The sequence below is a fragment of the Asanoa ferruginea genome, assembly GCF_003387075.1.
GTDB classification, from domain to species: Bacteria; Actinomycetota; Actinomycetes; order Mycobacteriales; family Micromonosporaceae; genus Asanoa; species Asanoa ferruginea.
This window is the reverse complement of sequence record NZ_QUMQ01000001.1, coordinates 2,988,048-3,011,177: the sequence shown is the minus strand read 5'-3', so window position 1 is coordinate 3,011,177 and position 23,130 is coordinate 2,988,048. Positions and strand designations below refer to the sequence as shown.

Below are 23,130 nucleotides of genomic sequence, written 5' to 3'. Positions count from 1 at the left end.
GCCTGACCGGTCCCACGCCCGACAGGCTCGACGCATGACACAGATCGCATTGATCACTGGTGCCAATAAGGGCATCGGCCTCGCGACCGCGCGGGCCCTCGGTTTGCTGGGAATGACCGTGCTCGTCGGTGCCCGCGACGAGAGCCGCGGGCAGGCGGCGGCGAAGGAGTTGGCCGGCGAGGGGCTGGACGCCCGGTTCGTCCGGCTCGACGTCACCGACCAGTCGACGATCGAGGCCGCGGTCGACCTGGTGACGGCCGAGTTCGGCCGGCTCGACATCCTGGTCAACAACGCCGGCATCCTGCGCGCCGACGGCACGGCGGAGCCGAGCGCCACCATCGTGGCGACGATCCACGAGGTGTTCGAGACCAACGTGTACGGGGTCGTCGCGGTCACCAACGCGTTCCTGCCCCTGCTGCGGCAGGCGCCGGCAGCCCGGATCGTCAACGTCTCCAGCGAGGTCGGCTCGATCACCTCGCTGACCGACCCGGCGAGCCCGCTGTATGTGCTGACCTCGGTGCCCTACCCGGCCTCGAAGGCGGCGCTGAACATGATCACCGCGATGTACGCCAAGGAGTTGCGGGACACGCCAATCAAGGTCAACGCGGCGAACCCCGGCTACACCAGGACCGACTTCAACCAGAACTCGGGCTTCCGTACCCCCGAACAGGCCGCCGCGGTGAACGTGGAGTTGGCGACGCTGCCGGCCGACGGCCCCTCGGGCGTGTTGTGAGGTCACCTGATCACCCTGGAGGGCGATCAGAACGGGGTTCTGGCCTGGTGACTTCGGGGTAAGCGGAAGTCGTGGAGGCTTCCGTTTTCAACGCGTGGTCGTGGCGCACCCCCGCTCTCGGTGGTGGCCACGACCAGACCACGCCCGACCAGGGCCCAGACGACGAACCCGACGGCGAGGTGGCGGCTGCCAACGGCGGCGGCCCGGGCTTCTCGCTCGACCTGACCGGCTATGCCGTGATGGCCGTCGACGGCGAGATCGGCAAGGTGGAGAAGGCCGGCGAGACCGACCTGGTGGTCGACACCGGTCCCTGGATCTTCGGCCGCACGGTGCTGCTGCCGGCCGGCGTCGTCGAGCGGGTCGACCACCGGTCGCGCACGGTGCACGTCGACCGCACCCGGGAGCAGATCAAGGACGCTCCCGAATACAACCCGGAGCCCGACTATCGCGACCGGCTCGCCGGGTATTACCGCGACACCTACGGCCGTCAGTAGCCCAAACCGATGGTGTGCCCCTCGGTGCGCGGGTCGCCGAGGGCAACCATGATGGCGTCGGCCAGGTCGGCGCGGGAGAGCTTCAGACCGCCGCGAACGTTGCGGTCGAGGGCGGTCCGGTAGGCCTTGCGCTCCCCGTCAGTCAGCTGCGGCGGCCGCATCACGGTCCAGCGCAGCCGGCTGTCGAAGACGATCCGCTCGGCCCGCGCGAAGTCGGCGAACTGCTTCTTGAGCACGGTGCTGCCGATCAACGGCTTGACCACGTAGCGGATGAGCGGCCCGTCGCCCGGATCTTTGACGTGCCCGCTGCCGGTGACGACGATCAGCCGCGCGGCCGGGTTGTTGACGGCGAGGGCCGCGACCACCGAGGCTGCCCCCCGCGAGCAGACGGTGGCGTCCTGCGTGCCGCGCGGCCCGAGCGTGTCGACGACGGCATCCCGACCGGTCACCGCGGCGGCGAGGTCGTTGGGCTCGAGCGCGTCGGCGACGACGATCTCCAGCCGCGGATCGGCATCCACCGACAACCGGGCGGGATCGCGAACCACCGCGGTGACGTGATGCCCGGCCGCGATGGCGCGGCGCACGACATGCTGCCCGGTCCCCCCGGTGGCACCCAGAACGGTGATCTTCATGATCAGGTCCTCCCGTGGTTAGTAAGTGCTCACTCACCACTAGGATGGGTGAGCGCTTACTAACCTGTCAAGGGGGTTCCAGTGGGAACGAGGGACGTGATCCTCGACGCCGCCGCCGAGGTCATCCGCACCCGGGGCCTCGCCAACGCCACCACCCGCGAGATCGCCAAGGCGGCCGGCTATTCCGAGGCCACGCTCTACAAACACTTCGCGGGCAAGATAGAACTCCTGGTGGCGGTGTTGCACGAGCGCACACCGGGCCTGGCGCAGTTGGCCCGCGCCGTCAACACGGCCGGCGAAGACCTGACCGAAGGCCTGACGGCAATCGCGACCGCGATGATCACGTTCTACACCGACAGCTTCCCCACACTGGGGTCGATCTTCTCGGACCCGCTGATCCTGGCGGCGCACACGGCGGGCCTACGCCAGGTCGGCGCCGGCCCGCACAAGGCCAACGAGGCAGTGATGGGCTACCTCCACCGCCAACAGGAGCGCGGCCTGGTCCGCGCCGACGCCGACCTCTACGCGGCGGCCAGCCTCCTGCTGGGCGCCTGCTTCCAACACGCCTTCCTCGGCCACATGCGCTGGCCCGACCGCCGCTCCGACACCGACGCCGCCACCGGCTTCGCCGCCCTGGTCACCCGCGCGCTGCGCTGACGAGCTGCGGCCTACGGCTGCTTGAATTCGGGCGTGTCCCAGACCCGTTGCGCCATCAGGTCTTTGACCAGGCCGATGTAGTCCTCGCTCTCCGGCGTGTGCCAGCGACCGCTCAGCCAGCGCCCCACGCACCCCCACAGATCGCCCTTCGCATAGGGCTCCCCGCGTTCCTCCGAATTGAGCCAGCCTTCCCAGCCCTCATAACAACCCCGCCAGATGGAGTAGGCCAGGTCGGCGTTCATGGCCGTCGAGCGGAGCACGCCCGGCCACGCCGACTTCTGGTAGGGATGCCGGTCCTGAAGGATGCCGAAGCTCTCCGGGCACTCGCCGGAGCGGTCGTCGGCGCCGATCCCGTGACCAGGCGCGCACCGCGCCGGGTCGGTGCTGTAGTCGCCGAGCACCGTCTGCTTCCACCAGCTCTCCTGCGCGGCCTGCGCGAACACCACGTCTTCGTCGATGCCCCACTTGCACGCCGCCCAGCGCAGAATGTCCCTTGTGGACCCGGTGAAGGCACCGTCGACACGCGGGGCGATCCGGCTGTCGGAGCGGCTGTCGTCGTAGATGTCCGGGCCGACGTGGTGGCCGGTGGTCGAGTTGGCGATCAGGTTCATCTGCCGGTTCTCCGCCGCAGGACGGGCCCGCACCCAGGTCGCGCACTGCGCACCCGACGGCAACGTCGCACCAGGGGGCAGGGTCGCGAAGCGTTCCGGCACCGCTTCGGCCGGCCGCGCGGTCGCTGACATCGTCGGCATGCGCGATTCGGGTTGGCGCCAACCGGATTCGGTGTGTTCGACCGCAGCGTCGTTGCGTTCGGGTGTTCTTTCGGCGTGTGCCGCATACGTGCCGGCCAGGGTCAGCGTCGCCGCGACCGCGGTCGCGCCGGCGATCAGCCAGCCGTGCCGTCGAATGTGTTGTCCCACGCCGAGCGACCGTAGGCGGCGCCACTTCTGCGGGTCAACGGGCCAAAAGGACATATAACGCAAGCCACCTCGATCGGGTGAGGGACGGACGAGATGTGCGACTCACTACTTTATCGAGCTGACTGACTATTCGCATGGCAGAGGTTCACCACTTCACGCACGGCTGGATCAACCCCGGCTTCGCCTACGTGGTGGCCGTGGTCGGCGCCCTGATCGGCCTCTACTGCGCCGCCCGCGCCCGCACGCTGCGCCAAGGCCCGGGCCGGGTGAAGTGGCTGACCATCGCGACCGTCGCGATCGGCGGCGCCGGGGTCTGGCTCGCGCACTTCACCGCGATGCTCGGCTTCGACGTGGTCGACAGCCCGGTGCGCTACAGCCCGGCCCTGACCGCGGCCAGCCTCGCCCTCTCGCTCGGAGCCGTGGGGATCGGGCTCTTCCTGGTCGGATACCGCGAGCCGAGCACCGCGGCGATCCTGCGCGCCGGCGGCATCACTGGTGCCGGCCTGCTCGGCATGCACTACACCGGGATGGCGGCGGTCGACGTCGCCGGCGAGATCTCCTACCAGCCACAGTTGGTCGCGCTGTCGGCGCTGATCGCGGTCGTCGCCGCGACCGCGGCGCTCTGGTTCAGCGCCACGGTCGCCGGCCGGCTGCCGATCACCGTCGCGTCGGTGCTGTTGGCGGCCGGCGTCTGCGGCATGCATTACACCGCGATGGCAGGGGTACGCGTCGAGCTGGACCGGACGGGCCTGGCCACCGTGAACGGCGTACGCCCGCTTGGTCTGATCGTCTCTGTCGCACTGGTCTTCGCCGTCGCGATGACGTTGATGGCGACCGTCGCGCTACAGGCGATGACGACCGAGGAGTTCGCCGGCGACGGCCCGGCGACGGTGACCCGGACCGAGCCGGTCGGCCTGGCCGCCGCGGGCTTCGGGCCCCCGGCGACCGAGCCGATCCGGCTGGACATGCCGGTCACTCCCGGCCTGCGTCTCCGGGACGGAAGGGCCCCTTACTGAGCGGGCCCTTCCGCCGGCCGGTCACTGCTGGGTCAACCGCCACTGCTGGTTGGTGGCGGTGTGGCAGGGCCACTGGATGAGGATCCCGCCGTCGGCCATCGAGGCGCCGTTGACGTCGAGGCACTTGCCACTGTGCACGGCCTTGAGCTGGTAGACGCCGGTGGTCGAGGTCGCGACCGGGGTCCACTGCTGGTTGGCCTGGTTGTTGCAGGTGAGCTGCACGACCCCGGCGGCGTCGGCGGTCGAGCCACCGGAGATGGCCATGCACTTACCGCTGTGCACGGCCTTCAGGTAGACGTTGCCGCTGCCCGCGTCGACCGCCTGCCAGCGCTGGTTGGCGCCACCGGTGGCGGCCCACTGGTGCACGACCGCGTTGTCGGCCGTCGACACCCCGTTGACATCAGCGAGCTTGCCGCTGTGTTGCGCGGTCAACGTGTAGGTCTTGCCCGCGATGCCACCCGAGGGCGTGGTGCCGACGCCGTTGCCGCCGAAGGTGAACGCGTCGACGTCGTAGTTGTTGTCGACCGACGTCTTGAACACCATGTAGAGCTTGTGCGTGCCGGACAGGGCGGCCACGTTGACCGCGGCCTGCTGCACGTAGGTGTCCCAGCCGCCGGTCGCCGCGACCGGGTTGGTCGCCAGCAGCGTGCCGGTCGGCGAGTCGGCGCGCAGTTCGATGCTGCCACCACCGCTCGGCGACGAGATCTTGTAGCTGACCGTGCTGATCCCTTGCAGGCTCATCGGGTCGAACATGATCCAGTCGTTGTTGCTGACGTCGCCGATCCGGCCGCCGCTCTCCGCGCCGGTCTGCGCGACGATCCGGGTGCCGGACTGGGCCGTGAAGTATTCCGCCTGCTTGTGCTTGGGTTGCAGGATCACCTTGGCGTAGCCGGTCAACCGGGCCACCGAGCCGTTGCCGTTGTCTTGATAGCGCGAGTTGAGCACGTAGAACAGGTTGGCGCCGTCGGGGTGCCCGCCGAGGTTGCTGGTCGACACCGTGCCCGAACAGCCGGGCAGGTCGGTGGTGCCGTGCTCGTGGTCGTCGTGCCCGAGCGCCGGGTTGGTGAAGACCTGCTGGCAGTTGACCGTGCCGTCCTGGGCGTCGGTGACGCTGACCGAGTAGGCGACGTTCTGCCCGAGGTCGAGCATGCCGCCGTTGGTCGGCCCGGTGATGGTGACCACCGGCGCGTTGTTGCCCACCGTGATCGGCACGTTGGCGAACGACGAGCGGCCGGTGTTGTCGGTGACCGTCAACTTCGCCACGTAGTTGCCGTTGGAGCTGTAGACGCGCGAAGGGTTCGCCGCCGTGGAGTCGGTGCTGCCGTTGCTGTCGAAGTCCCAGGCGTAGCTGATCGTGTCGCCGGTGTCGGGGTCGTGCGTGCCGGCGCTGGAGAACTGCACGGTCAGCGGCGAAAGCCCGTTGGTCGGCGTGCCGGTGGCCACGGCGACCGGCGCGCGGCCGCCCTTGACGTAGTCGATCCGGTATAGGCCGGAGTCGTTGTTGCCGCCGCCGAAGTTGGCGCCCCATTCGAGCAGGTAAAGCGAGCCGTCCGGGCCGAACCGCATGGCCATCGGCTTGTTGAAGAACTCACCGGGCAGGAACGGGTTTATCTTGACCAGACCACCCGACGAGTCGAAATGGATCTCCTTGACGTAGTTGCGGGCCCACTCGTAGAAGAAGTGCACGCCGTTGTAGTAGGCCGGGAACTTCGTCGTCGAGGTGCTGGCGGCGTTGTAGCGGTAGACCGGGCCGCCCATCGGCGCGGCGCCGCCCTCGCCCATCTCCGGGAACTGCGACGAAGCGCCGTAGCCGTACCAGATCTGCGGCTGCACCAGTGGCGGCAACGTGCGCAACCCGGTGTTGTTGGGCGAGTCGTTGACCGGGGCGTTGCAGTTGAACTTCGACCCGACCACGCCGGTGTCCGGGTTGTACGGCGCGTACGCCTGGTTGTTGCCGTGGCAGAACGGCCAGCCGAAGTTGCCGGCCTGCTTGATCACGTTGAGCTCGACCAGGCCCTCCGGCCCGCGGTTGGTGGTCGGCAGCCCGCGGTCCGGCCCGTAGTCGGCCATGTTGATCCAGCCGGTCTGCTTGTCGACCTCGAACCGGAACGGGTTGCGGAAGCCCATCGCGTAGATCTCCGGACGGGTCTGCGCGGTGCCCGCCGCGAACAGGTTGCCGCTCGGGATCGTGTAGGTCCCGTTGGTCTCCGGGTGGATTCGCAGGATCTTTCCGCGCAGGTCGTTGGTGTTGCCGGCGCTGCGGGCGGCGTCCAGGTTGGACTTGCCGGACCGCCAGTCGAGCGGTGCGTAGCCCTGCCAGGCCGGGTCGAGGTTGGGCGGGGTGTCGTCGCCGGTCGACAGGAACAGGTTGCCGTTGGGGCCGAAGCCGACATAGCCGCCGGTGTGCCCGGGCTCGGGGAAGGTCCGGTCGCGGTAGGCCGGCACCGACAGCAGCACGACCTCGCTGGCCAGGTTGACCGTGTCGCCGCTGACGGTGAACCGCGACAACCGGTTGACGTCAGTGCTCGACGAGGACGGCGACCAGTAGAGGTAGATCCAGCCGTTGGTCGCGAAGTTCGGGTCCAGCGCCATGCCGACCAGGCCGTCTTCGCCGCCGGTGTAGACCGACAGGGTGCCGGCGGTGACCGTACTCTGCTGCGCCGGTTTGAAGATCTTGATCTGGCCGGCCCGTTGCACGTAGAAGACCCGGCCGTCCGGCGCGATGTCCAACGCCATCGGGTCGACCGTGTTGGAGTCGAGGCTGACCTTCTCGAAGTTGCCCCAGACCGTGCCGCCGCAGTCGCCGGCCAGGTTGCCGGCCGCGTAACGGACGCCGCCGAGGACGTGATTGCGGAAGTTGGTCTCGCTGTAGGAGGCGATGTCGTGGCCCATCGCGGTGGCCCACACCTTGCCGCCCTCGGTCTCGCGGCACCAGGAGATCGGGTGGTCGATGCCCATCGCGTCGCCGCCCGGGTTGTAGGTGCGCTCGTCGGCGGTGACCAGCACGTGCACGTTGCCGCGCGCGTTGACGTCGAAGTTGTACCACTCCTCGGTGCGTTGCCAGTTGTCCGGCAACCCGGCCGTCGACGGGTGCGCCTTGTCGGCGACCCGGGCGTAGCCCTGCAACGACCCCGGCGAATGCGACGGCATGTGCGCGCCACCGTTGATCGTCTGGTCCCACCACGGGAACGTGGTGTCGATGCCCATGTCGGTCGCGTTGTGGATCGCGACGATCCCGTGGCCGCTCCGCAGATAGTTCTGCACCGCGGTGCGCTGCGCGTCGTTGTCGAACACCATGCCCGAGGTCTGGAACATCACCAGCACGTTGAACGTGTTGAGGTTGGCGGTGTTGAGCACGGAGGAGTCTTCGCTGAACACCACCTCGAAGTTGTTGGCCGTGGCGAGTTGGTTGAACATCGTGACCCCGGCGGCGATCGAGTCGTGGCGATAGCCGGCGGTCTCGCTGAAGACCAGGGCCCGGAAGGCCGGTGCGGCTTGCGCTGGGGCTTGGAAGATGCCCAGGCCGAGCAGGGTGATGGCGATCGTGAGCATGGTGAGGACAGGTCTGCGGCGGCGCATGCGGACTCCTTCGAGGTGCCGTGCGGGACGGGCGAAGGTGCGGGGCAACGCGCCGCCGAATACGCGTCTACCGTCGAGGGCTGGGTCCATCGACATGTATCAGTCCGAGGATTGTTCAACGCGCCGTGCGGTCAAGTCAATGTTTCGCCACCGCTTTTGAACGTTACGACCAAAGTTCGCGCTCTCTCAGCAGAACTCTCCCTCTATATTGGACAAATCCCAACCAATATCGTTATTCGTACAGGCGAATCAATCAATGCAGAACTGTGATCGTGTCCAGCCTGTTGCGGTCTTGATGCACGCGTGTTCGGCCGCTTACGATGCGACGCCAACAGCACTTTCGGTTCGCTCAGCAAAAGCTCTTGCCTGGCAGACGAAAGTTTCGGTGATCACATGGATTTACCCGATCCTTCGGATGCGCTGCTGACAATGAGCGCCGTCGGCAAGTCGTTCTACGGCGTCCCGGTGCTGTCCGATGTGGATCTCGATCTGCGGCCCGGCGAGGTGCATGCCGTGGTCGGCGAGAACGGCGCCGGCAAGTCCACGCTGATGAAGATCGCCTCCGGCGTATACCAGCCCGACGCGGGTGAGCTGCGCATCGGCGGCGCGGCAACGGTGCTGCACAGCCCTCGCGCGGCCCAGGCCGCCGGCGTCGGGATCATCCACCAGGAGTTCAACCTGCTCCCCGAGCGCACGGTCGCGGAGAACGTGTTCCTCGGCCGCGAGCCGCTCCGGCGCGGCCTGGTCGACCGGCGGGCCATCCGCGAGCGCACCGCCGACCTGCTCGCCGCGATCGGTGAGGAGTCGGTGCGCCCGACCGACCGGGTCCGCGAGCTCGGCATCGCGCAGCAGCAGGTCGTCGAGATCGTCAAGGCGCTGTCGCTCGACGCGCGCATCCTGATCATGGATGAGCCGACCGCCGCGCTGGCCGACCACGAGGTCGAACTCCTCTACTCGCTGGTCCGCCGCCTCCAGGAGCGCGGCATCGGCATCCTCTACGTGTCACACCGGCTGGCCGAGGTGTTCGACCTGTCCGACCGGATCACCGTGCTCAAGGATGGCCGCCGGGTGGTCACCCTCAACACCTCCGACGCGACCCCGGAAGCGCTGGTCCGGCACATGGTCGGCCGTGACCTGGCCGCCTACTACCCGCCGAAGACCGCCGCGACCGGCCCGGCGCTGCTCACCTTGACCGGCGCCGGCAACGCACGTCTGCGCGACGTCGACCTCGAGTTGCGGGCCGGCGAGGTGCTCGGCGTCGGCGGGTTGCAGGGCTCCGGCCGTTCGGCGCTGGCCCGCGCGCTGTTCGGCGCCGACGGTTTCCGCACCGGGCAGCTGACCCTGGCCGGCAAACCCCTGCGGGTGCGCTCGCCCCGGCAGGCGGTCCGGGCCGGCATCGCCTACGTCACCGAAGACCGCAAGGGCGAAGGGCTGGTGCTCAACCAGTCGGTGCTCGACAACGCGCTGCTGGCGAAGCGCGCGGCCACGCCACGCTGGTTCGGCGGCGCCGGCCGGGCCACCAGCGTGCGCGACCTGCTCGCCGCCGTCGAGGTGCACGCGGCCGGCCTCGACCAGGAGGTCCGCTACCTGTCCGGCGGCAACCAGCAGAAGGTGGTGCTGGCCCGCTGGCTGGCGATGGCACCACGGGTGCTGCTCTTCGACGAGCCGACCCGGGGCATCGACGTCGGCGCCAAGGCGGCCATCCACGAGCTGATCCGCGACCTGGCCGAGAAGGGTGCCGCGGTCCTGATGATCTCGTCGGAGCTGCCCGAACTGCTCGGCATGAGCGACCGGATCGTCGTGCTGCGCGACGGTGCCATCGCCGGCGAACTGCCCGGCGACGCGAGCGAGGAGGCGGTCCTGAGCCTGGCCACCGGCACACCGCACGAGGTGCCCGCATGACGGCGCTCTCCGCCAGTTTCCGGCGCCCGCGAATCGACTCCACCAACGGCGTCTGGCTGGCGCTCGGCGTCACCCTGATCGTCGGCGGCATCCTGGTCGCCACCGACGGCGGCTCGCTCTTCGGCCAGAACAGCACGGTCAGCCTGCTGCAACGGGCCGCCGGGCTGGGCATCGTCGCGGTCGGCCAGACGTTCACCATCCTGGCCGGCTCGCTCGACCTCTCCGTCGCCTACGTGATCAGCCTGACGTCGTTGATCGCGGCCGAGACGATGGCCAACAGCGACGGCCGGGTCCTGCCGGCCATCCTCGCCGTGCTCGCCGTCTCCGCCGCGATCGGCCTGGTCAACGGGCTGCTGATCACCAAGTTGCGGATCAACGCGTTCATCGCCACGCTCGGCGTCGGCCTGCTGATCAAGGGCTATCTCGAACAGGGCTACGCCGGCCCGGCCGGCCAGGTCCCGGTCTCCTTCCAGCATCTCGGCTACGACCGGTTCGGCCCGGTCCCGGTCGCCTTCGTGCTCTTCATCGGCGTCGCGGCGGTGGCCTGGGTGGTCATCAACCGCAGCCGCTACGGGCACCACCTGATCGCCACCGGCGGCGACCTCGACGTCGCCCGCCTCTCCGGCGTGCGCACCGACCTGGTGCTGATCCGCACCCACGTCATCTGCTCGATCTGCGCCGGCATCGCCGGGCTCTACCTGGCCAGCCGGCTCGGCGCCGGCGCTCCCCGGGTCGGCGCCGAGGGCGGCTACGACCTGGAGTCGATCGCCGCGGTCGTGCTCGGCGGCACCGTGCTGGCCGGCGGCAGGGGCGGCGTCGCCGGCACCGTCGGCGGCGTGCTGCTGCTCGCGGTCATCGACGGCATCTTCAACCAACTCGCCGTCGACCCGTTCTTCAAGCAGGTGATCCGGGGCGTGGTGATCGTCGCCGCGGTCGCGATCTACGCGCTGCGGCTGCGCCGGAAGGGGTCGGCATGACTATCGCGGCCGCGACCGAAACTCAGGCCCGCCGGACCCGTTGGGGCACCGGCAGCGTGCTGCCCGTGCTGGCGATCCTGGTGCTGCTGCTGGTCGCGATCGCGATCCGGCAACCCGACTTCTACGACCCGCCGGCCCTGCTCGCGTTCCTCAAGCGATCAGCGCCGCTGATCATCCTGGCCGCCGGCCAATACTTCGTGATCGTCTCCGGCGACTTCGACCTGTCCGTCGGCTCGCTGGTCACCGCCGAGGTGGTGATCGCCGCCCGGATGATCGACGGCGACCCGTCGGCGACCTGGCCGGTGATCGCCCTGGTGCTCGGCTTCGGCCTGCTGGTCGGTCTGGTCAACGGGCTGGTCACCACGCTGCTGCTGGTGCCGTCGTTCATCACGACGCTCGGCATGTATCTGATCCTGGTCGGCGCCGTCTACACGTGGACCGGCGGTTCGCCGCGCGGCGCGCTCTCCGACGAGTTCCGGCAACTCGGCCGGCGCGGCATCGACGGCGTGCCGTGGCTGGGCGAGATCCCCTACGCGGTGCTGATCCTGCTCGTCGTAGCCGCGCTGGCGATCCTCGCGATGCGGGCCGACTTCGGCAAGATGTTGCTCGCGGTCGGCGACAACCCGCGCGCCGCCCGGCTCGCCGGCGGCCGGGTGGCCGGCGTGCGCACGACCGCGTTCGTGATCAGCGGCGGCTGCGCGGCCGTCGCGGCGATCCTGCTCGGCGGCTTCGGCGGCGTGAGCTTCCAGGTCGGCGCGGGGCTGGAGTTCACCGCGATCACCGCAGTCGTGCTCGGCGGCGTGGTCCTCGGCGGCGGGCGCGGCTCGGTCGTCGGCGCGATGCTCGGCGCGCTCACCCTCCAGACCCTGTTGACCCTGCTCAACCTGCTCGGCGTCGCGGGCGCTCTGGCGTCCGCGGTGCAGGGCCTGATCATCCTCACTGCCGTGGCCATCGGCGGGCTACGGGCACGCACCTGACCACCACCTTTTAGGAGAAGAGATGGGAAAAAGGACAGGCAGCGCCCTCGCTCTGTTGACGGTTTCAGCGATGGCACTGGCTAGTTGTTCCAGCGACGTCCCTGCGGCCAGCCCGAGCGGCAGCGCTTCGGCCGACGCCGGCGGGGGCACCGGCGAGACCTCGTCGTTCTTCGTCCAGGGCGACTACGACAACGAGATGGCGTTGCGCACCGCCAGCGCGACCGGCCCCGGCGACAAGCCGTGGGAGCAGGCGCTCAACCCGAAGAACGCCGACACCGCCAAATACAAGAAGGCCGGGCCCTACACGCTCTGCTTCTCCAACGCCGGGGTCGGCAACCCCTGGCGCCAGGTCGGCTTCAAGAACATGCAGGCCGAGGTGAAGCTGCACCCGGAGATCAAGTCGTTCCAGGTGGCCGATGCGGAGAGCAAAGACGACAAGCAGATCTCCGACATCACCGACCTGCTCGGCAAGGGTTGCAGCGCGCTGATCGTGTCGCCCAACACGACCGCGACGCTGACGCCGGCCGTCGAGCAGGCGTGCGCGAAGGTGCCCGTCATCGTCTTCGACCGCGGCGTCAACACCAAGTGCCCGGTCACCTTCATCAACCCGATCGGTGGGTACGCCTTCGGCGCGGCCGGCGCCGAGTTCCTCGTCGAGAAGGTCAAGCCGGGCGGCAACGTGCTCGCCCTGCGCATCCTGCCCGGCGTCGACGTGCTCGAGGCCCGCTGGGGCGCCGCGAAGGTCGCCTTCGACAAGTCGCAGCTCAAGGTCGTCGGCGTCGAGTTCACCGACGGCGACCCGGCGAAGACGAAGACCATCGTCAACAACTACATCCAGCGCTTCGGCTCGATCGACGGCATCTGGATGGACGCCGGCGCCACGGCCGTCGCGGCGGCGGAGGCGTTCGAAGACGCCGGCAAGCCGTTCCCGGCGATCGTCGGCGAAGACCAGCAGGACTTCCTGCGCATGTGGCAGGACCGCAAGCTCACCGCGGTCGCGCCGACCTATCCCACCTACCAGTGGCGTACCCCGGTGATCGCCGCTCTGAAGATCCTCAAGGGCGAACCGGTGCCCAGCCCGTGGAAGCTGCCGCAGCCCACGATCAACGACGGCAACCTCGCGCAATACGTCGACCCGAGCATGCCGCCCCTGCACTACGCGATGTGCGGCTGCAGCGACCTTCCGGGCTACCCGGGTGCCTGGGGCGGCAAGTAACCATGTTCCCGATCGGTGCCAACCCCTGGATCTGGACGTCCCCGGTCACCGACGACGCGCTGGCCACCCTGGTGCCACGCATCGCGGCGTGGGGCTTCGACGCGATCGAGATCCCGGTCGAGAACGTCGGCGACTGGTCACCCACCCGCACGCGCGACCTGCTGGCCGCACACGGGTTGACCGCCGCCGCCGTCCTCTCGGTCACGCCACCCGGCCGTGACCTGGTCAACACCGATCCCGACACCGTCCGCGCGACCCAGGACTACCTACGCTCCCTTGTGGACGCCGCGGTGGTCCTGGGCGCCGGATCCGTATGCGGCCCGGCCTACGCTTCGGTGGGCCGGGTCTGGCGGATGCTGCCGTCGGAGCGGGCGGCCTGCTACGCGTCGTTGCGGGCGGCCCTGCTGCCGGTGGCCGAATACGCGGGCGCCGCGGGTGTGGCCATCGGCTTGGAGGCGCTCAACCGCTACGAGACCTCGGTGGTCAACACGGTCGCGCAGACCCTGACCGCGCTCGAGGGCCTGCCGCCCAACGTGGGCATCATGCTCGACAGCTACCACATGAACATCGAGGAAGCCGACCCGTTCGCCGCGATCACCGCCGCCGGCCCGCGCCTGGTCCACGTCCAGGTCAGCGGCAGCGACCGCGGGGCACCGGGCGACGACCACATCGACTGGCCGCGCTGGCTTTCGACGCTGGCTGCGACGGGCTACCGCGGGCCGATCTGCATCGAGTCGTTCACGGGCGAAAACGAGGCGATCGCGGTGGCCGCCTCGATCTGGCGGCCGTTCGCTCCGACCCAGGACGCCCTGGCCACCAACGGCCTGCGCTATCTGCGCGAGGTTTGTGCGGCGCTGCCGTAGCGGTCGGCCACGATCGTCGGCTGTTCGAGCACGCGGCCGGCCGCTACGTTTTGGGCCAGCCGCACGAACTGGGCGTGTGTCCAGGCCAGCGGGGTGGCCGAGAACGTCGGCGTGCCCGGCGCGAAACCCTTGGTGCCGGCCGGTGGCTGGTCGTCCCAGACCTGCTCGGGCAGCATCGCGCCGGGACCGGTCGCGTTGGCCATCGTGCTGATCTGGCGCCGGGCGTTGCCGAGCTGACCGGCGGCGATCTGATACTCGCCGCGCTCGCCGTTGAGCAGCGGCCAGGCCCGGCCACGGGTGATCCGCGAGCCGTCGGGCAGGCCGAACTCCCACTGGCCGCCGTCCACCTTCTCGCCGTAGCCGTCGAACGAGGCGCGGTGGTAGTAGCGGCCCCGGGCCGTCGGCACGCCCAACTGGGTGTCGATCACGCCGAGGGTGTTCACCACTGCCGGGTCGTCGGCCGGCAGCACGCCCAGCCGCACGAGGTCCAGGAAGCTGGGATCGACCACGCGGCGCTGGTCGACGTCGGCCGGGCCGCTGTCGCCGATGGTGTAGGCCGTGGCCGCGTCCGGGTTGCCGTCCTTGGTCAGCCGCAGGAAGTAAGGGTCGGCGGAGTAGGGACCGGTCGTGGTCACCGTCCAAGCCTTGACCCGGGCCTGCCAGTCGTCGGCCGTGGCCAGGTAGCGCTCGGCCGAGGTGGCGTCACCGTTGGCGCGGGCGAGGTCGGCCGCGCAGACGAGGCCGGCGATCTCGGCGGCGATCGTCGCGGGCGAATAACCGGACTGGTTCTCCCAGCGGTCCTGCGGTGACCACGGCGCCTGGTTGCCGTCCTGCTCGAACCCGAGCAGGAAGTCGGCCGCCCGCTTGACGTGGCCCCAGGTGTCGGCGTCGGTGCGGCCCAGCTGGTGTGCCAGCACGATGGGCAGGGCGACCTCGTCGAGTTGCAGGCCGGTCCACACCGGCGTGCCGTCGACCCGCGAGTTCTGCGGGAACGAACCGTCGGCCTTTTGCTGCACGTCGAAGAGGTAGGTCAGGGACCGGTCGGCGCCGGCCACGTCGCCGGCGGCGATCAACGCCGTGGCGATCTGATAGAGGTCACGCGACCACACCAGGTGGTAGGGACCGGACGGGTCGTCCTTTCCCCAGATCCACGGCATCGACGGCGAGGCGACGTAGGCGCCGCGGTGGGTCTTGTCCTCGCTGGCGGCGAGCACCATGACCGAGACGTCGTAGAGGGTCCGCTGATCGCGACCGGACAGCGAGGCGGGTGCGGGCTTCAGCTTGCCGAGGTAGTTGTGCCAGCCGTGCGCGTACCCGGCCGCGGTGCGGGCGTATCCGCTGGCCAGCGAGGCGTTCACGGTGGTCAGCGCGGCGCCGGCGGTGCGGCCGAAGCCGATCGCCAGGGTGCCGTGCTGCCGTCCGCGCGCCCCGGTGAGCCCGGTCGCCGCGGTCTGCACAAGGTTGCCGGCGCCGGCCGAGGCATAGCGGCCGTCGAGCCGGCCATCGGCGAGCAGATCGGTCCAGCCATCGCTGGAGCCCCGGAAGCCGTTGGACGTGGCCGTGAAGGCCGGTCGGGCCGCGAACGCGCTCGCGCTGGTGCCGTCGCTCGCGACCAGGGCCCGGCCAGTGGTGCGGCCCGTGTCGTCGCCGCGACTGTTGGACAGCGCCGGGTCGTAGACGGAGTAGAGCTCGTAGGCGCGCGAGGCGGTGAACCGCAGATCGACCAGGACGCTGGCCCGCGCGGGGTCGGTCGTGTAGTCGGCGGTCAGCGACCAGCCGCCGCGCCGGTCGGTGAACACCTGCCGGTAGGAGAGGCTGCGCGGGTCGGTCTGGACCGTGCGCACCGCAGCGTCGGCGGCCCGGGTCGCGTGGCCGTGCCGGTCGGCGACGATGAAGTCGAGGGTCCGCGCGCTCGGAGTGCTGAGGTCCGGATAGTAAATCTCGCCCAGACCGCCCTCCTTCTGCACGGTCAGCCACACCGTGCTGGCCGTCGTGGTCGAGGTCGCGAAGCCGGACTTGTCGGCCGGCAGGAACTGCTCGTCGACGCCCGGGCCGCCGGGCGCCGCGGTATCGGCGCCCAGCGCCGGCACCGCCGGACCGATGACCAGCGCGAGGCCCGCGACGGTCGCCGTCATCATGCGCTCGAACCGATCCATCGCCGCACCGCCTCCTCGCCGCCGCTTCGTCGCGCCGGACCACGCGGTGATACCCATAAATTCGTTGATCGAACATCGCGGGTACGGCTACCCGCACCCGCAGAGTGTGGCCGGCCGGATGGGACGGGCGGGCTCGCGACGCCAGGCTGAATGGCATGAAGAAGCTGCTTTCCGTCATCGGGATCGTCATCGGCTCCTTTCTCATCGTGCGGGCGGTGATCGAGCCGTTCGTGATCGACTTCCATGACCCGTCCACCTATGACAAGGACTGGGGTGGGCCCAGCCTGGCCGGCGCGTTGGCCGTCCACTGTGGGCCAGGCCTGCTCGCATTGATCATCTTCATCGCACTCGCCGCCCGGAAGCGGCGGAAATCCGCTGTCGCCGCCTGAGCCGGGCATGCGAAGGTTGGCTGGTGGCGGAGCCCCGGGTGATCGCCTGCGACGAGTCCGGCTATGAGGGCCAACAGCTGGTCAGCTCACCCACCACGGTGTTCGCCCACGGCAGCGTGCACCTGTCGTGGGCGGCGGCGGCCGACTGCATGGCCGAGTTGCGGGCCCGGATCCGCTCGCCGGCCACCGAATACAAGGCCAACCACCTGCTGCGCGAGAAGCACCGGGGCGTCCTCGTCTGGCTGCTCGGCCCGGGCGGCCCGGTGCACGGCCACGCCCACGTCCAGCTCGTCGACAAGCCGGGCTTCCTGGTGGAGACGCTGCTCGACCTGCTGATCGACGCACCGGAGCGGGCCGCCACGCTGCCGGTCACCGACGAGCCGCGCTGGCGCCGCCTCCTGGTGGCCGCCAACGCGCTGATGCGCACCCGGGAGCCTCTCGATCCGACCGCGGCCGACGCCCTCTTCTGGTCGATCGACGACCTGCGCCGCACCGGCGTCCCGCCGGCCGCCGACGAGACGCTGGCCCTGCTCGCCAAGACCCGGGTGCGGGCCGACGACTTCCGCGAGCGGGTCCGCGCCGAACCGCCCGCGTTCGCGCCGGTCGACCTGCTGGCGCCGGCGATCGTGCACGCGGTCGCGCATTGGGGCCCGGTCCGGATCGTGCACGACTTCCAGAGCACGCTCACCCCGGCGCGGGTGGCCTGGTTGCGGTCCGCCGCACCTGACCTGGCCGAGCTGACGCTGGTCGACTCCGCCGACGACCCGCGGGTGCAGGTCGCCGACATCGTCGCCGGCACGGTGCGGGTGATCGGGGGCCGGGCCGACCCGGTGCGGGCGATCTCGGGCGGAGCCGATCCGGAGCTCGCCGCCCTGGCCGAGGCCTACGTCTGAGTGGTGAGTGCGGCGGCCCGCGCCATCGCGCCCTGGTAGATCGGGCCCTCGGTGTAGCGGCGGGGCAAGGCACCCAGCGCCGCCCGGATCGCCCGGGCCGAAAGGCCGGCGGTAAAGCCCTCGATCGGCAAGCCGAGCCCGCCGTAGAGGCGCCGCGCCCAGGTCGGGAGCAGGCCGAGCGCGGTGGAGGCGACACCCAGGTAGGCCAGTCGCGGACCGCCGAGCTCGAGGCCGAGTCTCGCGGCCGGGTTGAGCTTCCACGAGACCGGCATCGGCGGCGCGGTCAGGAAGACCAGTGCCTCGGCGGCGTCGCGGGTGACCTTCAGCGCGGGCTGCATCGACGCGTAGTAGTCGGTGACCTCGGCCGCGGAAGCCGGGACGGTCGACGGGTCGAGGCCGGCCAGCGCGGCGACCCGGCGCTGCTCCCAGTAGTAGGTGTCGACCTCGGCGTCGGTCAGCGGCACCCCGGCCCGCCGGGCGGTGGTGATGAACGACTCGATCTCGGTCACGTGCACCCAGCGCAACAGTTCCGGTTCGTCGATCCGGAACTCCTCGCCGGTGAACGGGTCGCGGGCGCGCATCCGGGCGTGGATGGCGCGCAGCCGGCGGCCGGCCTCGACGGCCTCCTCGGTGGTGCCGTAGACCGCCGTCGCGACGTAGATCGTCGTGCGCATCAGCCGGCCCCACGGGTCGTCTTTGTAGTGCGAGTTCTGCGCCACCCCGGCCATCGCCCGGGGATGCAGCGCCTGGAGAAAGAGGGAACGGAGACCGCCGACGAAGAGGATCGGCTCGGCATGCACCCGCCAGCTCACCGTGCCCGGTCCGAAAAGCCCCAGATCCGCCATGAGGTCTAGCCTGCCACGGTCAGTCGTCGCTGGCTTTGCGCTGCTGGCAGTCGGGGCACAGACCCCAGAAGGTCACTTCCGCCTCGTCGACCACGAACCCGCCCGCGCCGACCGGGTCGAGGCAGGGCGCCGAACCGGTGGCGCAGTCGACGTCGGCGATCGCGCCGCAGGCCCGGCAGACCACGTGGTGGTGGTTGTCGCCGGCCCGCGCCTCGAACCGCGCGGGGCTGCCGGCCGGCTCGATCCGCCGGGCGAGGCCGGCCCGGGACAGCGCGCCGAGCACGTCGTACACCGCCTGGGTGGAAACGGATTCGAGGCGGGCGCGGACGGCCGTCGCGATCTCGTCGACCTCGAGGTGGCCGCCGCCGGCCAGCACTTCGAGCACGGCGATCCGCGGGCGGGTCACCCGCATGCCGCGGGACCGCAGCAGCACCGCGCCCCGTTCCTCCGCCGTCTCGGACATGGCGCAATGGAAGCACGCAGCCTGGAAACGTTCAAGATACGAGCAGTTCATCGACGATTTGGTTGAACGATGAACCGAACCCCGCCCACCCCACGTGTCCCCGTCGTAAGGACTCTTCAGCGGCGGGGACCGGCCGTACGCTGTCACGCATATTGAAATAGGAGGCCCGCGTGTTGAACCAGATACTGGGCATACCGGCCCACCCCCTGATCATCCACGCGGCCGTGGTCTTCATCCCGTTGCTCTGCCTCGCCGCCGTGGTTTACGCGCTGGTTCCCAAGGTTCGCGGCAAAATCGGCTGGGCCACCCTCGCCCTCGCCGTCGTCGCACCAGTCGCGGCCTTTCTCGCGACGCAGTCCGGTGAAGACCTCCAGGCCCGCCTCGTCGCCGCCGGCTTCTCCCCCGAAATTCTCGACAAGGTCAGCCAGCACCAGAGCTACGGCGACCGCACCTGGTGGTTCACTCTCGCGCTGGGCATCGTGACGCTCGTCATGCTCTTCATCACCAGCGGCAGCCGCCGGGTGCCGCACCTGCCGGTCTGGGTCAACCTGGCGTTCAGCGTGGTGATCATCGCGCTCGCCGTCGCGACCGGCATCTACGTCTTCCTCACCGGCGACAGCGGCGCGCACGCGGTCTGGGAAGGCGCCGTCCCCTAACTAGAACAGCACCCTGGAGCAGAGCAGGCAGCTCAGCACGACCATCACCGCGGCGGCGACCAGCGCGACGCCATAGGTGAGGGTGCGGGCGTCCTTCTCCTGCGCCTCGACCTTGTCGAGATCCTGCGGCGCGAGTTGCCGGGGTGGTGGCGGCTGCACATAGGTGGGCGGCCGCCACCCCGCCGGCGGCGGGTCCGTCGATGGCGGCCCCGAATAACCAGTCGGGGGTACGGCCGGCGGCTGTCCAGGGCGACCCGGGACAGGCTCGGCGCCGGGGCCGGGTCGCCGCCACGGGTCGAGGTTCGGGTCGTCGTACGTCACGGCGACCGACGCTACCGAACGCACGGGTACGCTGCCCTCGTGAACCGCGTGGAACCGCCAGTTACACCCGATGACGAGCGTCCCGTCGACCTCACCGGTGACGAGTTCCTGCTCCCGGAGCAGACGGCCGACGACACGGATCACGGCTGGGGTGAGCAACGGAACACCAACGACGAGCGGCTCTGGGAAGACGTCCCGCCGCACTGGAGTTGACGTTGTAGCTGGACGAATGCTGGTCCGATGCCGCACCATTGGCACTCGGATACGCTGAGTGCCAGACCCACCGCACCCACCGCGCAAGATCCGGAGGAAGCCGTGCCGACCTACCAGTACGCCTGCACCGAGTGCGGACACCAGCTCGAGGCCGTCCAGTCGTTCAAGGACGAGCCGCTGAGCGTGTGCCCCGAGTGCGAGGGCCGCCTGCGTAAGGTCTTCAACTCGGTCGGCATCGTGTTCAAGGGCTCCGGCTTTTACCGCACCGACTCGCGCAACGGGGTCAACGGCGGCGACACCAAGGTCAAGTCCGAGTCCAAGTCCGACGGCAAGTCGGAGTCGAAGACCGAGACCAAGACCGAGTCCAAGCCGAAGTCAGAGCCGGCCAAGGCGGCCACGAGCACGCCGGCGTCGTCGAGCTAAAGCCAGCGCAGTCCCCCGGCCGGGGTGATCACCCCGGTCACCCGCTGGTCGTGTGCCGCGTCCGGCACCCGGTCGACCAGCTCACCGTCGTGCAGCAGCGCCACGATCGGCACGCCGTCGCGCACCCTCGCCAGCGCCCGGTCGTAGGAACCGCCACCCCGCCCGAGCCGCATCCCGCGCCGGTCGACCGCGACTGCCGGCGCCACGATCAGGTCGGCCCCGGTGATCGCCGCGCGTTCGAGCCGTTCCCCGGGCGGCTCCCGCAGCCCCCGGCGAGCCGGGACCAGCATCCCGTCGTACGCGGCCCAGTCCAGGTCGTTGTCCGGGCGCAACACCGGCAGCAACACCTCGGCCTCTTCGGCCAACGCGGCCCGCAGCGCCGCCGGCAGGTCGGCTCCGCCAGGTTCGCTGCCCATCGGCACGTACCCGCAGACCAGTCTTGGGGTGCTCGTCCGGACGAGGTCGGCGACCGCCGCCGTCACCCGCGCGGCGGCATCCGCGAGGGCGGAAGCGGGCAGCGCTTGGCGGCGGGCGAGCACTTCCGCCCGCATGTCAGCCTTCGTCAGCCCACTATGCGATAAATCCGGCACGCAACACTCCCGACCCTTACCCGGTTAGACCTTCGAGGCCAACGCCACCGCCGAGCATGGCACGGCCCGAAGGGGGAGTTCGTGACACTGCGCGGGCGGCTGACCGCCGCGTTCCTGGCCGTCGTGCTGGGACCGGTGCTGCTCGGTGCGCTCTTCGTCGGCGGCACGGTGAGCGCCGTCGGCCGGGACCGCGCGGTTGACCGGCTCGGCGTCGCGGCGACCGCGGTGCGCACCTCGGTCAGCTCCCTCTGCCTACAGCTACAGGCCGCCGCCGACGCGGTCGCGGTGACCGCCGACCCGGCCCGCCAGACCGACATCGCCAGCCAGGTGGTCGCCCGCGGGCTCGCCTCCGGCGTCGTGGTCGAGAACGCGGACGGCGTACCCCGGCTGCGCACGCCCGGATCTCCGGCCCGTCCGTGGGCCGACTGCGCGCGGCCCACGGACGCCGGCCCGTTCCTGGGCCTCGCCGTCGGGATCGAGACGCGGGACGCGGCCGGTGCGCCGCTCGGAGTGATCTGGGCGACCCATGACCTCGACGCCGCCATGATCGGCCGGCTCGGTGGCGCCACCGGCACCGCGGTGACCCTGCTCCAGGGCGGGTCCGCGGTGCACAGCACCGAGTCGCCGGGTGCGCTCGCCGACGTGGTCGCCGCTGCTGCCGGGGTACGCGGTGACAACGTCGCCGAGACCGCCGGTGGCCGGTTCGTTCGCCGCGTCGGCCCGTCCGCCGGCCAGCCGCTGCCGCTGGTGCTCTCGGTGCCGGCCGGCGAGCCTCAGGCCCTCTACGGGCTGCTGGTCGCCGCCGTGGTGCTGGCCGGCCTGTTCGCCGTCGGCGCCGCCTGGTGGCTGGCCCGCACGACGACCCGGCCGCTGGCCGAACTCGCCGGTGCGGCCGATCGGGCGGCGGGTGGTGACCTGGCGGCCCGGGTGCCGGTGCGCGGCCGCGACGAGGTCGGGCGGCTGGCGGTCGCGTTCAACCGGATGACCCGGGAGACCCAGGCCTACGTGCGGGCGCTGACGACGAGCCGCGACCAACTCCGCGGCCACCTGGCGGTGCTCGGCGACACCCTGTCCAGCACCCACGACCTCCAGCGGATCCTCCAGGTGATCCTGGAGACGGCGCGGGCGGCGACCGGTGCCAGCGGCGGCGTGGTGCTGCTGCTCGACCCGGCGACCGGCACGTTGGTCGGCCAGTGCGGGCTCGCGGTCGACGTCGCCGGCCGGCGGGTGCCGGTCGGCGAGGGCCTGCTCGGCTGGGTGGCCGCGACCGGGCTGCCGCGGCGGGGCCGGGTCGACCGGGACGGGCCGTCGCTTTCGCCGTTCGAGCCGCGGTGCCGCACCTATGTCGCTGTGCCGTTCAACGTCGCCGGCCCGGTCACCGACCCGGTGCCGGTGCCCGGCGTGCAGCCGGCCGAACCGCCGACCGCGTCGGGTGTGCTGGCGCTCTACGACCGGCTGGGCTCCGACGAGTTCGACGATGCCGACCTGATCACCTTGCGTACGTTCGCCGGGCAGGCCGCGGTGGCCGTCGACAACGTACGCGTGCATCAGGAGGCGCAGCGGCTCTCGTTGACCGATCCGTTGACGGGGCTGTGGAACTACCGCTACCTGCGCGAGTCGATCCGGCGCGAGGTCGAGCGGGCCAGCCGCTTCGGCCGGATGCTCGCCGTGCTCGCCCTCGACCTCGACCGGTTCAAAGAGGTCAACGACACCTACGGGCACGCAGCCGGCGACGCCGTGCTGCTCGAGTTCGCCGGCCGGATCCGCGGCGTGGTGCGCGAGGTCGACCTGGCCTTCCGCCAAGGCGGCGAGGAGTTCGTGGTGCTGTTGCCGGAGACCGACGCCGACGGTGCCGCGACGGTCGCGCAACGGCTCGGCGCCGCCGTCCGCGACGAGCCCATCGAGGTCGAGGGCACCGGCGGCATCGAGGTGACCGTCTCCATTGGAATCGCGGTGTTCCCGAGCCACGCGACCACCGTGCAGGCGGTGCTGGACGCCGCCGACGACGCGCTCTACGCCGCGAAGGCGGCCGGTCGTGACGGCTACCGGACGGCGCCGGGCGAGCGACCGACGATGGCCGAGATCAAGGTGACCTCCGGCGCGGTGCCGCCCGACGGCAACCTGCCCCGGGCCGGCGGCACGGGCCCGATACGACCTGCTGGCGGCGCGTCAAGCGGGACGCAGCCACCGCGACAGACGAGGGGCGGATAGTCTC

General features: G+C 70.5%; 23 protein-coding genes. 15 read left to right on the top strand and 8 right to left on the bottom strand.

Annotated elements, in window-relative coordinates:
* Nucleotides 1-34: 34 nt before the first annotated feature.
* Nucleotides 35-733: an SDR family oxidoreductase gene (locus DFJ67_RS14345; protein WP_116068337.1), complete on the top strand. Its 699-nt coding sequence runs from the start codon at nt 35-37 to the stop codon at nt 731-733.
* Between the two features lie 71 nt (nt 734-804).
* Nucleotides 805-1,227 carry a PRC-barrel domain-containing protein gene (locus tag DFJ67_RS14340; RefSeq protein WP_116068336.1) on the top strand — a complete coding sequence of 141 codons (423 nt, stop codon included), beginning with the start codon at nt 805-807 and terminating at the stop codon, nt 1,225-1,227.
* On the opposite strand, the gene DFJ67_RS14335 is transcribed toward DFJ67_RS14340, so the two are convergent.
* A complete protein-coding gene (locus DFJ67_RS14335) occupies nt 1,221-1,859 on the bottom strand; it encodes an NAD(P)-dependent oxidoreductase (protein ID WP_116068335.1) in 639 nt (212 codons plus the stop codon). The genes DFJ67_RS14340 and DFJ67_RS14335 overlap by 7 nt on opposite strands.
* Nucleotides 1,860-1,940: 81 nt before the next feature.
* Between DFJ67_RS14335 and DFJ67_RS14330 the strand changes: the two genes are divergently transcribed.
* On the top strand, nt 1,941-2,516 hold the full coding sequence (locus tag DFJ67_RS14330) for a TetR/AcrR family transcriptional regulator (RefSeq protein WP_116068334.1): 576 nt from the start codon (nt 1,941-1,943) through the stop codon (nt 2,514-2,516).
* Between the two features lie 11 nt (nt 2,517-2,527).
* On the opposite strand, the gene DFJ67_RS14325 is transcribed toward DFJ67_RS14330, so the two are convergent.
* Nucleotides 2,528-3,436 (bottom strand): lytic transglycosylase domain-containing protein, encoded by a 909-nt coding sequence (locus tag DFJ67_RS14325; protein ID WP_116068333.1) that lies wholly within the window; start codon nt 3,434-3,436, stop codon nt 2,528-2,530.
* 134 nt (nt 3,437-3,570) lie between these two features.
* Between DFJ67_RS14325 and DFJ67_RS14320 the strand changes: the two genes are divergently transcribed.
* Entirely contained in the window at nt 3,571-4,452 is an 882-nt protein-coding gene (locus DFJ67_RS14320; RefSeq protein WP_116068332.1) for an MHYT domain-containing protein, read from the top strand.
* A 21-nt stretch (nt 4,453-4,473) separates the two neighbouring features.
* Here DFJ67_RS14320 and DFJ67_RS14315 read toward each other — a convergent pair whose 3' ends face one another.
* Nucleotides 4,474-8,031 (bottom strand): ThuA domain-containing protein, encoded by a 3,558-nt coding sequence (locus DFJ67_RS14315; RefSeq protein ID WP_203783803.1) that lies wholly within the window; start codon nt 8,029-8,031, stop codon nt 4,474-4,476.
* 429 nt (nt 8,032-8,460) lie between these two features.
* On the opposite strand from DFJ67_RS14315, the gene DFJ67_RS14310 reads away from it, so the two are divergent.
* From DFJ67_RS14310 to DFJ67_RS14290, 5 genes are all read left to right on the top strand, one after another.
* Nucleotides 8,461-9,933 (top strand): sugar ABC transporter ATP-binding protein, encoded by a 1,473-nt coding sequence (locus tag DFJ67_RS14310; RefSeq protein ID WP_239097304.1) that lies wholly within the window; start codon nt 8,461-8,463, stop codon nt 9,931-9,933.
* Nucleotides 9,930-10,910, top strand: coding sequence for an ABC transporter permease (locus DFJ67_RS14305; RefSeq protein ID WP_116068329.1), 981 nt, complete (start codon nt 9,930-9,932; stop codon nt 10,908-10,910). Before DFJ67_RS14310 ends, DFJ67_RS14305 begins: the two co-directional genes overlap by 4 nt.
* The gene (locus DFJ67_RS14300; RefSeq protein ID WP_116068328.1) at nt 10,907-11,887 is read left to right on the top strand and encodes an ABC transporter permease; all 981 of its coding nucleotides are present in this window, start codon (nt 10,907-10,909) and stop codon (nt 11,885-11,887) included. The genes DFJ67_RS14305 and DFJ67_RS14300 overlap by 4 nt, the downstream gene beginning before the upstream one ends.
* 70 nt (nt 11,888-11,957) lie before the next feature.
* Nucleotides 11,958-13,103, top strand: a complete 1,146-nt coding sequence (locus tag DFJ67_RS14295; protein WP_239097305.1) for a substrate-binding domain-containing protein — start codon at nt 11,958-11,960, stop codon at nt 13,101-13,103.
* 2 nt (nt 13,104-13,105) lie between these two features.
* Nucleotides 13,106-13,966, top strand: a complete 861-nt coding sequence (locus tag DFJ67_RS14290; RefSeq protein ID WP_116068326.1) for a sugar phosphate isomerase/epimerase family protein — start codon at nt 13,106-13,108, stop codon at nt 13,964-13,966.
* On the opposite strand, the gene DFJ67_RS14285 is transcribed toward DFJ67_RS14290, so the two are convergent.
* A complete protein-coding gene (locus tag DFJ67_RS14285; protein WP_203783805.1) occupies nt 13,933-16,122 on the bottom strand; it encodes a glycoside hydrolase family 15 protein in 2,190 nt (729 codons plus the stop codon). The two genes, DFJ67_RS14290 and DFJ67_RS14285, sit on opposite strands and share 34 nt — an antisense overlap.
* 155 nt (nt 16,123-16,277) lie before the next feature.
* Here DFJ67_RS14285 and DFJ67_RS14280 point away from each other — a divergent pair, with 155 nt between their 5' ends.
* Complete coding sequence (locus DFJ67_RS14280) at nt 16,278-16,511, top strand: hypothetical protein (RefSeq protein WP_116068325.1); 234 nt, start codon at nt 16,278-16,280, stop codon at nt 16,509-16,511.
* Between the two features lie 23 nt (nt 16,512-16,534).
* Entirely contained in the window at nt 16,535-17,404 is an 870-nt protein-coding gene (locus tag DFJ67_RS14275; RefSeq protein WP_116068324.1) for a hypothetical protein, read from the top strand.
* Here DFJ67_RS14275 and DFJ67_RS14270 read toward each other — a convergent pair.
* Nucleotides 17,395-18,249, bottom strand: coding sequence for an oxygenase MpaB family protein (locus tag DFJ67_RS14270; RefSeq protein WP_116068323.1), 855 nt, complete (start codon nt 18,247-18,249; stop codon nt 17,395-17,397). The two genes, DFJ67_RS14275 and DFJ67_RS14270, sit on opposite strands and share 10 nt — an antisense overlap.
* Before the next feature lie 19 nt (nt 18,250-18,268).
* Nucleotides 18,269-18,712: a Fur family transcriptional regulator gene (locus DFJ67_RS14265; RefSeq protein WP_116068322.1), complete on the bottom strand. Its 444-nt coding sequence runs from the start codon at nt 18,710-18,712 to the stop codon at nt 18,269-18,271.
* A gap of 170 nt (nt 18,713-18,882) precedes the next feature.
* Here DFJ67_RS14265 and DFJ67_RS14260 point away from each other — a divergent pair, with 170 nt between their 5' ends.
* Nucleotides 18,883-19,368: a DUF2231 domain-containing protein gene (locus DFJ67_RS14260; protein ID WP_116068321.1), complete on the top strand. Its 486-nt coding sequence runs from the start codon at nt 18,883-18,885 to the stop codon at nt 19,366-19,368.
* Here the strand turns inward: DFJ67_RS14260 and DFJ67_RS14255 are convergent, their stop codons facing one another.
* A complete protein-coding gene (locus DFJ67_RS14255; protein WP_116076198.1) occupies nt 19,369-19,689 on the bottom strand; it encodes a translation initiation factor 2 in 321 nt (106 codons plus the stop codon).
* Nucleotides 19,690-19,728: 39 nt separating this feature from the next.
* On the opposite strand from DFJ67_RS14255, the gene DFJ67_RS42685 reads away from it, so the two are divergent.
* Nucleotides 19,729-19,902, top strand: coding sequence for a hypothetical protein (locus tag DFJ67_RS42685; protein ID WP_170215838.1), 174 nt, complete (start codon nt 19,729-19,731; stop codon nt 19,900-19,902).
* A gap of 102 nt (nt 19,903-20,004) precedes the next feature.
* On the top strand, nt 20,005-20,325 hold the full coding sequence (locus DFJ67_RS14250) for an FmdB family zinc ribbon protein (protein ID WP_116068320.1): 321 nt from the start codon (nt 20,005-20,007) through the stop codon (nt 20,323-20,325).
* Here DFJ67_RS14250 and DFJ67_RS14245 read toward each other — a convergent pair.
* Complete coding sequence (locus DFJ67_RS14245; protein WP_116068319.1) at nt 20,322-20,876, bottom strand: 5-formyltetrahydrofolate cyclo-ligase; 555 nt, start codon at nt 20,874-20,876, stop codon at nt 20,322-20,324. The genes DFJ67_RS14250 and DFJ67_RS14245 overlap by 4 nt on opposite strands.
* A 120-nt stretch (nt 20,877-20,996) precedes the next feature.
* Here DFJ67_RS14245 and DFJ67_RS14240 point away from each other — a divergent pair, with 120 nt between their 5' ends.
* A complete protein-coding gene (locus DFJ67_RS14240; RefSeq protein ID WP_116068318.1) occupies nt 20,997-23,126 on the top strand; it encodes a GGDEF domain-containing protein in 2,130 nt (709 codons plus the stop codon).
* The last annotated feature ends 4 nt before the right edge of the window (nt 23,127-23,130 follow it).

Coding starts and splice junctions, on each gene's coding strand:
- DFJ67_RS14305 (WP_116068329.1), top strand. CDS start 9,930: ATGACGGCGCTCTCCGCCAGTTTCCGGCGCCCGCGAATCGACTCCACC.
- DFJ67_RS14280 (WP_116068325.1), top strand. CDS start 16,278: ATGAAGAAGCTGCTTTCCGTCATCGGGATCGTCATCGGCTCCTTTCTC.
- DFJ67_RS14265 (WP_116068322.1), bottom strand. CDS start 18,712: ATGTCCGAGACGGCGGAGGAACGGGGCGCGGTGCTGCTGCGGTCCCGC.
- DFJ67_RS14245 (WP_116068319.1), bottom strand. CDS start 20,876: ATGCGGGCGGAAGTGCTCGCCCGCCGCCAAGCGCTGCCCGCTTCCGCC.
- DFJ67_RS14310 (WP_239097304.1), top strand. CDS start 8,461: ATGAGCGCCGTCGGCAAGTCGTTCTACGGCGTCCCGGTGCTGTCCGAT.
- DFJ67_RS14300 (WP_116068328.1), top strand. CDS start 10,907: ATGACTATCGCGGCCGCGACCGAAACTCAGGCCCGCCGGACCCGTTGG.
- DFJ67_RS14270 (WP_116068323.1), bottom strand. CDS start 18,249: ATGGCGGATCTGGGGCTTTTCGGACCGGGCACGGTGAGCTGGCGGGTG.
- DFJ67_RS14345 (WP_116068337.1), top strand. CDS start 35: ATGACACAGATCGCATTGATCACTGGTGCCAATAAGGGCATCGGCCTC.
- DFJ67_RS14320 (WP_116068332.1), top strand. CDS start 3,571: ATGGCAGAGGTTCACCACTTCACGCACGGCTGGATCAACCCCGGCTTC.
- DFJ67_RS14315 (WP_203783803.1), bottom strand. CDS start 8,031: ATGCGCCGCCGCAGACCTGTCCTCACCATGCTCACGATCGCCATCACC.
- DFJ67_RS14285 (WP_203783805.1), bottom strand. CDS start 16,122: ATGGATCGGTTCGAGCGCATGATGACGGCGACCGTCGCGGGCCTCGCG.
- DFJ67_RS14295 (WP_239097305.1), top strand. CDS start 11,958: ATGGCACTGGCTAGTTGTTCCAGCGACGTCCCTGCGGCCAGCCCGAGC.
- DFJ67_RS14335 (WP_116068335.1), bottom strand. CDS start 1,859: ATGAAGATCACCGTTCTGGGTGCCACCGGGGGGACCGGGCAGCATGTC.
- DFJ67_RS14290 (WP_116068326.1), top strand. CDS start 13,106: ATGTTCCCGATCGGTGCCAACCCCTGGATCTGGACGTCCCCGGTCACC.